General features: G+C 53.5%; 10 protein-coding genes. 5 read left to right on the plus strand and 5 right to left on the minus strand.

Annotated elements, in window-relative coordinates; genetic code table 11:
• The 4 genes from B3F49_RS00470 to B3F49_RS00485 form a co-directional block, all read right to left on the minus strand.
• A partial coding sequence (locus tag B3F49_RS00470) for a TRAP transporter large permease (RefSeq protein WP_293908496.1) occupies window positions 1-887 on the minus strand: 887 nt, incomplete at its 3' end.
• The gene (locus tag B3F49_RS00475; protein WP_293890448.1) at window positions 884-1,414 is read right to left on the minus strand and encodes a TRAP transporter small permease; all 531 of its coding nucleotides are present in this window, start codon (window positions 1,412-1,414) and stop codon (window positions 884-886) included. The genes B3F49_RS00470 and B3F49_RS00475, both read right to left, overlap by 4 nt.
• A 68-nt stretch (window positions 1,415-1,482) precedes the next feature.
• Window positions 1,483-2,481 (minus strand): sialic acid TRAP transporter substrate-binding protein SiaP, encoded by a 999-nt coding sequence (locus B3F49_RS00480; RefSeq protein WP_293908497.1) that lies wholly within the window; start codon window positions 2,479-2,481, stop codon window positions 1,483-1,485.
• Window positions 2,482-2,805: 324 nt separating this feature from the next.
• The gene (locus tag B3F49_RS00485; protein ID WP_293908498.1) at window positions 2,806-3,261 is read right to left on the minus strand and encodes a YhcH/YjgK/YiaL family protein; all 456 of its coding nucleotides are present in this window, start codon (window positions 3,259-3,261) and stop codon (window positions 2,806-2,808) included.
• Between the two features lie 157 nt (window positions 3,262-3,418).
• Here B3F49_RS00485 and B3F49_RS00490 point away from each other — a divergent pair, with 157 nt between their 5' ends.
• The 5 genes from B3F49_RS00490 to B3F49_RS00510 are packed head-to-tail and all read left to right on the plus strand — an operon-like array spanning window position 3,419 to window position 7,982.
• Window positions 3,419-4,894, plus strand: coding sequence for a phytoene desaturase family protein (locus B3F49_RS00490; protein ID WP_293908499.1), 1,476 nt, complete (start codon window positions 3,419-3,421; stop codon window positions 4,892-4,894).
• The gene (locus tag B3F49_RS00495; RefSeq protein WP_293908500.1) at window positions 4,866-5,729 is read left to right on the plus strand and encodes a phytoene/squalene synthase family protein; all 864 of its coding nucleotides are present in this window, start codon (window positions 4,866-4,868) and stop codon (window positions 5,727-5,729) included. Before B3F49_RS00490 ends, B3F49_RS00495 begins: the two co-directional genes overlap by 29 nt.
• Window positions 5,708-6,352: a carotenoid biosynthesis protein gene (locus B3F49_RS00500; RefSeq protein ID WP_293908501.1), complete on the plus strand. Its 645-nt coding sequence runs from the start codon at window positions 5,708-5,710 to the stop codon at window positions 6,350-6,352. Before B3F49_RS00495 ends, B3F49_RS00500 begins: the two co-directional genes overlap by 22 nt.
• Window positions 6,349-7,239 carry a polysaccharide deacetylase family protein gene (locus B3F49_RS00505; RefSeq protein ID WP_293908502.1) on the plus strand — a complete coding sequence of 297 codons (891 nt, stop codon included), beginning with the start codon at window positions 6,349-6,351 and terminating at the stop codon, window positions 7,237-7,239. Before B3F49_RS00500 ends, B3F49_RS00505 begins: the two co-directional genes overlap by 4 nt.
• A 2-nt stretch (window positions 7,240-7,241) precedes the next feature.
• Window positions 7,242-7,982, plus strand: coding sequence for a serine protease (locus B3F49_RS00510; protein WP_293890465.1), 741 nt, complete (start codon window positions 7,242-7,244; stop codon window positions 7,980-7,982).
• On the opposite strand, the gene B3F49_RS00515 is transcribed toward B3F49_RS00510, so the two are convergent.
• Window positions 7,954-8,823: glycosyltransferase family 2 protein (locus B3F49_RS00515; RefSeq protein ID WP_293908503.1), on the minus strand; the 870-nt coding region annotated here is incomplete at its 5' end. The genes B3F49_RS00510 and B3F49_RS00515 overlap by 29 nt on opposite strands.

Here is an 8,823-nt window from a genome sequence, read left to right on the forward strand (position 1 = left end):
CGGGCGACGATGTAGCTGATGATGGTGGCAGCCCCGATCATGATGCTGGTTGCCCCGACATCCTTGATGGTGGTCTTGATCACTTCGTACAGGTCCTTTATTCCCATCGCCTTATAGGCAAATACGGAAATGATGATGGCATACAGACCTGCAATTGCTCCTGCCTCGGTTGGAGTCATCACCCCGGTGTAGATACCGACCAGCAGGATGACAGGTGTCAGCAGGGCGGGAAGCGCCTTGATGGTGAAGGCGAGAAACGTCGTCCAGACAATTTTCTCACCTCTGGGGTAGTTTCGCTTCTTGGCAACAATGGCAACGTAGATCATTAAAAAGAGGGCGAGGAGAATCGCCGGAACCATGCCGCCCATGAACAGCGCTCCTACCGAGGTTGAAGAGAGCATGGCATAGATGACCAAGGGAATGGATGGCGGGAAAATCGGTCCGATGGTTGCAGAGGCGGCGGTGATGGCGCAGCTGAACTCCGGATCGTACCCATCGTCCTTCATTGCCTGGATCTCAATCTTTCCCAGGCCTGCGGCATCGGCGATGGCCGATCCGGTCATCCCGCTGAAGATCAGGGAGGCAAGGACGTTGACCTGGCCGAGTGCTCCCCGCATCCGCCCGGTCAGCCCGCCTGCGAACTTGAAGATCATGTCGGTAACCTTGCCGCTGTTCATGACGTTGGCGGTGAATATGAAGAGCGGGACTGCGATGATGACGTAGTTGGTGTAATAGGTGTTCATGACCTGGTTGACGACCAGGCTCAGGTCGGCGCCCTTTACCAAAAGGTAGCATGCAGCCGAGGCAAGCATGCCCAGGGCGATGGGCATCCTGAGAATGAAGATCAGGATGAATACAAACAGGGTGATGAATAAGGGGAAACTCATTTCTTTACCTCCCCGAGCAATGGATCGTAGCTGTGGTCGACACTATCGGAAAGTTTACCGGTAATGACCTTCCAATCCTCCAGGACCGGCTTGATGCTGTAGCCGATGATGGACAGGAGAAAATAGGTGAAGGGGAGGAAAATCCAGGTGTAGGAGACACGCAGGACCGGGGTTTTCTGGAAACCCAAAAAGAAGGCGTACTTGAAGGAAGGGATGACCATCAAGGCGAAGGTGATGATGATCAACAGGTTCCCCAGCAGGCGGGCCCAGGCAGCCACTTTGGGGCTGTAGGCTTCGTAGAGCATGGTGAACTGGACGTGTCCCTTGCGACGCATGGTATAGCAGGCTCCGAGGATGACCGACCAACAAAATCCAATGACGATCACGTCCTGGGTCCAGGTAAGAGGATGGTTGACCACATACCTGAAGAATACTTGCAGGATGAATGCCAGAAACAAGAAGATAAAGGAGATGACCGGAATGTAGACTTCCATGATCTCTCTCAGCAACAATGCCAGTTTTTTCATGTGGTTGGTCTCCTGTTCAATTGCAAGAAGAAACCCGGGGCAGGCAGCCCCGGGTTGTAAGTGTTTGCTTACTTGCCAGCTGCTACGACTTTTTCGAACATGTCCTTATCCCAGCTCTTAGCATAAGGACTTGCCAGATACTGTGCCAAAACGTGCTCGGCGAATGCATCCAGGTCGGCATAGTAGACCTTCAGGCCTGCGCTCTTGAAGAACTCGACCAGTTCAGCCTCAGCCTTGAGGTTGGTGGTGTCGCAATACTCGATGCCGGCCTTCACCCCTTCCATGACCCAAGCCTTTTGTTGCTCGGAAAGGGACTGCCATTTTGCTTCGTTGATGGCGGGCCATACAGAGTCAACCAGGTGGTTGGTGATGGTGATGGACTTGGTGACTTCATAGAACTTGGCGTTCTTGGTGGACGGGAGCGGGTTGTCCTGGCCGTCGACGGTCTTGGTCTGCAGGGCCATGTACAGCTCGCTGAAGGAAATCGGGGTCGGATTGGCGCCCAAGGCCTTGCCCAGGAAGATCCAGGAGTCGGAGTTCGGCATTCTCAGGTTTACGCCTTTGAGGTCGGCCGGGGTCTTGATCTCCCTGTCCTCGACCAGGTTGAGTTGGCGGGTTCCGAGATACTGTGCACCGAGGGGGCGGATTCCCTGCTCCTTGGCGATGCGGTCGAACACCTCAGCTCCGATGGGGCCGTTGAGTACGCTGGTCATGTGGTCGTAGCTCTTGAAGATGTAGCCGGCGGTGAACATGGACACCCACGGACTTCCATCGGTCAACCACGAAGCTGCAGTGGCGGTCATGTCAGCCTGGCCGCTCTTGACTGCAGAGACTTCCTGCTCCTGCTTGAACAGCGAGGCGGAGTCATAGGTGAGAACCTTGATCTGTCCATTGGAAACACGTTCGACGGTTTCCTTGAAGACGCGCATGGCACCGGCGTGTGCATCGGTGGGGACTGCGGTCATGGTGTAGACCAGTTCAACGGGTTTGACTTCAGTTGAAGCTTGCGCGAATGCCATGGGAAGCACCAGGGCGGCCAGCAACAGGGTGATGATAACTTTCTTCATTGTTTCCTCCTCAGGACCGCAAAGCGGCTAACAATGTTCGATGCGTTTCCCGGCGTATGCCAGGAAGAAAATCTGCTTAGCTGTAAAGCTGTCTTACAGGTTTTATGATTGCATGGGATTTCCCATCTGTCAAATGGAAATTTTACCTGTATAGAGAAAGTTTTGTCTCGCATTCCCGAAGCAGAAGGAAACAGGTCAGCGATGCCGCCAGCACATCCGAGAGCGGAAAGGAGGACCACAGGCCCGTCGAGCCAAAGAGGGAAGAGAAGATGAACAGCAGGGGCAGGAGCAGAAGAAATTGTCTGCTGGTCCACCTTCTTCGGTTCAGGATGGAAGAATCTTGAAAACCACCTTCACCACTTCGGTCGACTCACCATCGACCAGATTGGGGGCATGCGGCTCGCCTGGGAAGAAGAGGGCGAAGGTTGTGGTATCGGCGTGGTAGCTTACCTGTTTCCTGCCTTTTGAAAACATTGCTTCCTTTGCCCGATCATACTCCTGTACTGTCTGAAGTCCATCCTTGGATGCGATGTCCATCCGTTCAAAGCCGGAGAGGAGGATCTGCACATCAACCTCCTTCTGATGGATCTCATAGATATCACTCTCGGTCTTTTCCGTATGGTAGGTGAAGAGGTTGTAGCGTACCGACGGATTATCGGTCGTATAGCTTCCAAAGCTTTGGTCCTTCAGTACTTCGCTCTCCAAAATCGAACAGACCGTTTCCAATGCGGGAAGGGAAGGTATATAGCGCCGTAGGTCGCTGAGTTTGTCAATGATCATCGCTGAATCTCCTTGTCTCAAGCATATCCAAACGAGTGCATTTGGGAAAGGAGGAAGAAAGAGACAACTCGATTCTTCTTACTCGGAATAGTTCTTTTTAAGTATTGGAGTGCAGTTTCTCCTTGATTTTCCTTTGCAAACACCATAGGATTTGCCTATGGGAAAACAAGCTTTAGTCATCGGTGGAGGCTTCGGAGGCCTCAGTGCAGCAGCCCTGCTTGCACGAGACGGGTTTACGGTAACGGTGGTCGAGAAGAACGAACAGCTCGGCGGCCGTGCCCGTTATTGGCATAAGGATGGCTTTACCTTCGATATGGGTCCGTCCTGGTATCTCATGCCTGAAGTGTTTGAACGCTACTTCTCCCTGTTCGGGAAAAAGCGGGAGTCCTACTACGAGCTCAAACCCTTGGATCCCTACTACAAAGTGTTTTTCGGCGATCAGGAGGTTGAACTCACCGCGGATTTTGATAAGAATGCCGAACTTTTTGAATCCTTTGAAAAAGGCGGAGGCCAGGCCCTGAAAGCCTACATGGAGCAATCGACATACAAGTATGATGTTGCCATGGAGGATTTCTTGTACCGGGACTACAAGCATATCGGCCAGTTCTTCAACAGGCGCCTGATGACCGAAGGCCTGAAGCTTGGCGTACTCGGCAAGCTCGACTCCTTCGTTTCAGGCTATGTCCAGGACCGCAGGGCCAAGCAGATCCTCGAGTATGCCATGGTGTTTTTGGGCACCAATCCCGCCCAGGCTCCAGCACTCTATTCCATCATGAGCCATGTCGACCTCAAGTTGGGCGTATTCTTCCCCAAAAAAGGCATGGCCGGGGCTGCCGAAGGGTTTGTCAACCTTTGCCAAGAGCTTGGAGTACATCTACTCACCGACACCGAGGTCACCAGCATAGTCACCAAGGATGGAAAGGCTGTCGGGGTTGAGACGACCAACGGCTACTTTGCAGCCGATGTAGTCGTCAGCTCAGCCGACTATCACCATACCGAGACGGCTTTGATCAAGAAAGAGGAGCGAACCTACTCGGACTCCTACTGGAAAAAGCGCGTCGTCGCTCCCTCCATGTTCATCGCCTACCTTGGCATCGGACGCGAACTCAAGGGTCTTGAGCATCATAATCTCTACTTCGCAAAGGATTGGAACGGCCATTTCGATGACATTTTCAAGCAGCCCGCATGGCCGGACCAAGATCCCTGTTTTTACCTTAGCTGCATAACCAAGACCGATCCAAGCTCTGCGCCCCAAGGCTGTGAGAATGTCTTTTTGCTCGTCCCGGTTGCCCCCGATCTTGCCGATACCGACGAGCAGCGGGAGGCGTATTTTGCAATGATGGTCGAGCATGTAAAAAAGGTCACCGGTGAGGATCTGGGCAAGGATGTCCTGGTAAAGCGGTTGTACACCCATCGGGATTTCATCCAGGATTACCATGCCTACAAGGGCACGGCCCTGGGTCTGAGCCACACGCTGTTCCAAACAGCAGTGTTCCGCCCCAGACACCAAGCCAAGAAGGTGCCGAATCTGTACTACACAGGCCAGTATACCCATCCGGGCGTAGGTGTCCCGATGGTACTCATTGCAAGCGAATTGATAGCCAATGAAATCCAAGAAACGTATGGTCGCTGAGAAACATGAACAAATTTTCAGAAACGGGAGCAAGACCTATTACTTCAGTTCCCATTTCTTTCCCCCTGCTGTTCGCAGGGATGTCTATGCATTGTATGGGTTTGTCAGGGTGGCTGACAACCTGGTGGACGACCAGCCGGTCGATCCAGCGGCTTTTCACGCCTTCCGTAGAACCTACACAGAGGCGCTTACGTCGGGTAAAGCGAGTGGCGATGTAATCATCGATGCTTTTCTGGAACTGCACAGGCGCAAGCACTTCGATCCTGCCTGGACCGAGGCGTTTCTGGACTCCATGGAGCACGACCTTTCAAGCTCCACCTGTGAAACCCTCGACGAGGTGCTCACCTACATCTATGGCTCGGCCGAGGTCATCGGTCTCTATATGGCAAGGATCATGGACCTGAGTGAGAAAGCCTCCGGCTATGCTGCGATGCTTGGACGGGCGATGCAGTACATCAATTTCATCCGTGATATTCAGGAAGACCTGGAAATTGGAAGGCGCTACCTGCCGCTCGACAAGAGCTCTCTTTCCTCCTTGGACAGTGCATATACTCAGAAGCATCCCCTGCAGTTCAAGGCTTTCATCCGTGAAGAGGTCAAACGGTACCAGCTTTGGCAGAAAGAGGCGGAAAAGGGGTATGGTTATATTCCAAGACGGTATCGCATCCCGATTATGACCGCTGCGGACATGTACTGCTGGACCGCACAGCAGATAGCCAAGGATCCTTTCATCGTCTATGAGAAGCGGGTCAAGCCGCCGAAGTCGAGGATACTGAGAAAGGGTATAGCCCACACTCTAGGAGTCGCCCTGCCATGCAGAATCTTGAAAAGATAGAACGCCTGACTCTCCTTTTGCTGATACCGATTTATGCCATCGGCCTGGTGTTGCACACACTTGATGCAACACTGCCGATGATGCTGGCCTTCACCCCCTATACCATTTCAGCCACCTCAATTTTGGGATTCTTCTTTGAAGTGAAAGCCCGCAATTCCCGCCTGCTCTTTTGGGCGGTGCTCACCTTCCTGCTCACTCTGGTACTGGAAATAATCGGGGTTGCCACCTCCTTGGTCTTTGGTGCGTATACCTACGGACCGACGCTTGGGCTGAAATTGCTGGGCGTACCGCTTCTGATCGGCGTCAACTGGACGCTTATTATTTTGGGCATTGTACAGGTAACAAGCACAAAGATTGCAAATCCCTGGCTGGCTGCCTTGGCAACAGCTTCTTTGACCGTACTCTTCGACTATGTAATGGAGCCGGTGGCCATCGCCTTCGACTACTGGAGTTGGGCAGGTGGAGACATTCCGCTTCAGAACTACCTTGCATGGTTTTGCATCGCCTTTGTCTTTGCTTTTATGTTTGCCAAGCAAAAGCTGGCTGCCGTCAACAGGGTTCCCACCCTGATCGTCGTCGTCCAATTCGCCTTCTTTGCCGGTTTGAGGGCCTTTGCTGTATGAAACACTCCATCCTGATTATCCTACTTGTTTCGCTCATGTTCGGCCTCTCTGCCGAGGTGATTCCCGAGCAACAAAGTGCTCCCCTTATTCGGAATGATGAGGCCCCTGCGGTGAGGTACTGGAGCACCCGCGATCAGGATTTGTTACCCGTCCAAACCCTTGTGGGCTTTGACACGCCGAGCCAAGTACCCCCGAGAAAGGATCCCAAGCTTTTGGTGGTTCTTTATCACAATATCGTCTTCGGGCGTACGGGCAATGTCTATAACCGTGACCTGTACAATTTCGAGCACGACCTGGCTTTTCTCAAACGGAATTTCACCATCACCAATTTCAGGGCGATTCTGAATGGTACGTCTTTGGCAAAAACCGACCAAGTGATCATTACCTTCGATGACGGTGATCTCTCCATCTATGCCATCGTCTACCCGCTCTTTCGCCAGTATGAGCTAGAGGCGACCATCTTCCTGGTTCCCAACTTCATCGGGGAAGTCGGCTATATGAGCTGGGACCAGATTCGGGAGATGAGTGATTACCGAACCAGTTCCGGCAGGAAGCTTTTCTTCTTTGAATCCCACTCACTGACGCATCGAATGATGGCAGAGCTCTCTGTCGAGGAGATCCGCCATGAGCTTCAGGCCTCCAAGCAGATCATCGAAGAGCAAACCGGCGAGCCGGTGACAGTCCTTGCCCTTCCGTTCGGAAATGGTGCGGGGGAGAGTAAAATCATCAATGAGGCCCGTAATGCAGGCTATCAGGCCATCAGGACCAGCATCGCCGAGGTGGTACCGACAAAGAGCATACACGCTTGGTCCATCGGCGCAATGAATGTTGAGAATTACAGCACCGATGTCTTTGTACAGAAGGTGCTCGCCTTGACCGGGAGGTAGGTATGAAAGCTACATTGCTTGCATTGGCGTTGGTAAGTTTGCTTTCCTGCACCCTGTATGCACAGGATGCTCCCATATTGAAGACCGGTCCGAGGGAGCTGGAGTTCGGGAACCTGCACTGGAGGTTGAAATCCAGCCTGACTCCTACTGCTCCCGGACCGAACTACTTTCGGGGAACCGAGGACGCGGTCTGGGTCGACGAGTGGGGCCTGCACCTGACCATCGCTGAGCAGCAGGGCCGCTGGTGGGCTACCGAGATATTCACCCGCGAACGGGTAGGCTACGGCACCTATACCTTCACCGTTGAGACCGACATCGAGCAGTACGATCCGAATGTGGTTGCAGGCTTCTTTACCTGGGATACCTCACCGCAGGAGTACAACCGGGAGATAGACATTGAGTTTGCCGCCTGGGGTCAGCGTGATGGCACCAAGTTTCAGTATGTAGTCCAACCCTATACCGATTCCTCCAGGATTTTTGTTTTCAAGCCTGAACTGAACGGCACCGCAACCACCCACCGCATCGTCTGGACCAAGGAAGGAGTTGCGTTCTCCTCCTACCATGGAAATGTGGATCCCGACTTACAAGAAAGTGACGCGATGCGCATAGCGCGTTGGACGTATCCAGCCGCGCCTACACCGGGACGGGTTCGGTTTCGCATCAACTTCTGGCTCTACCAGGGCAATGCACCCCTAAGACCCGCCCACATGGTCATTACTGCGTTTTCTTTTGAGCCCCTTTAAAGCCGGTTCTCACCTGGGTTCCCCATCCACGGTTCTTGCGCATCGCACTGAAGTATGCGCTTACCCGCCACAAGCTGATGACCTGACGCACCCCGAAGTTCTCAACGATTGCCATCCACACCAAACGCAGCATGTCCTTATTGGAGTAAAGCGGACGGTCGTATTCGCTGATAAGCAGGGCTGACAAGGAGACCAACATCCCTAAGAGGATGGTCGAAGTGAACAGGGCTAGGGCTATGGGGAGATTGATCAGGCCCATCAGGGCGCCGATGAACACAAACAAGAGGCCTTGCGCTTCCACAAACGGCCCGAGCAGCTCAAAGAGAAAGTAGTAGAGCATACCCACCATGCCCAGTCGCCCATACCGAGGATTGGCGATCATGGTGCTGTGGAAAAGCAGGATGTCGATCAAGCCCCGGTGCCAGCGGTCTCGTTGACGGTGGAGCACCTTCCATTTCTCGGGTACCTCGGTCCAGCAGTTTGCGTTGCTTGCATATTGCACCCGATAGGGCAGCCTCCGCTCGCGCATGTAACGTGAAAGCCGAACAACCAACTCCATGTCCTCGCCCACCGTATCCTTGTGAAACTTGCCGCTCTTGGTGAGGTAGCCTCCGGTGGCAATCGTCCGGTCCCGATGGAAAATCCCGAAGGCTCCACTGATGATCAACAACACATTCAGTCGTGCCCAGCCGACCCGACCGGTCATGAAGGAGCGGATGTACTCAAGGCTCTGAAGCCTTGGGAGGAATTTTGTAGGCAGGCCGATTGAGTCCAGACTGCCCAGTTCCACATCACAACCGTTGACCGGGCAGATGTTACCTCCGCTGGCAATGCTTTCGGT

Origin of the sequence: Sphaerochaeta sp. UBA5836 (genome assembly GCF_002432845.1) — a bacterium.
GTDB lineage: Bacteria > Spirochaetota > Spirochaetia > Sphaerochaetales > Sphaerochaetaceae > Sphaerochaeta.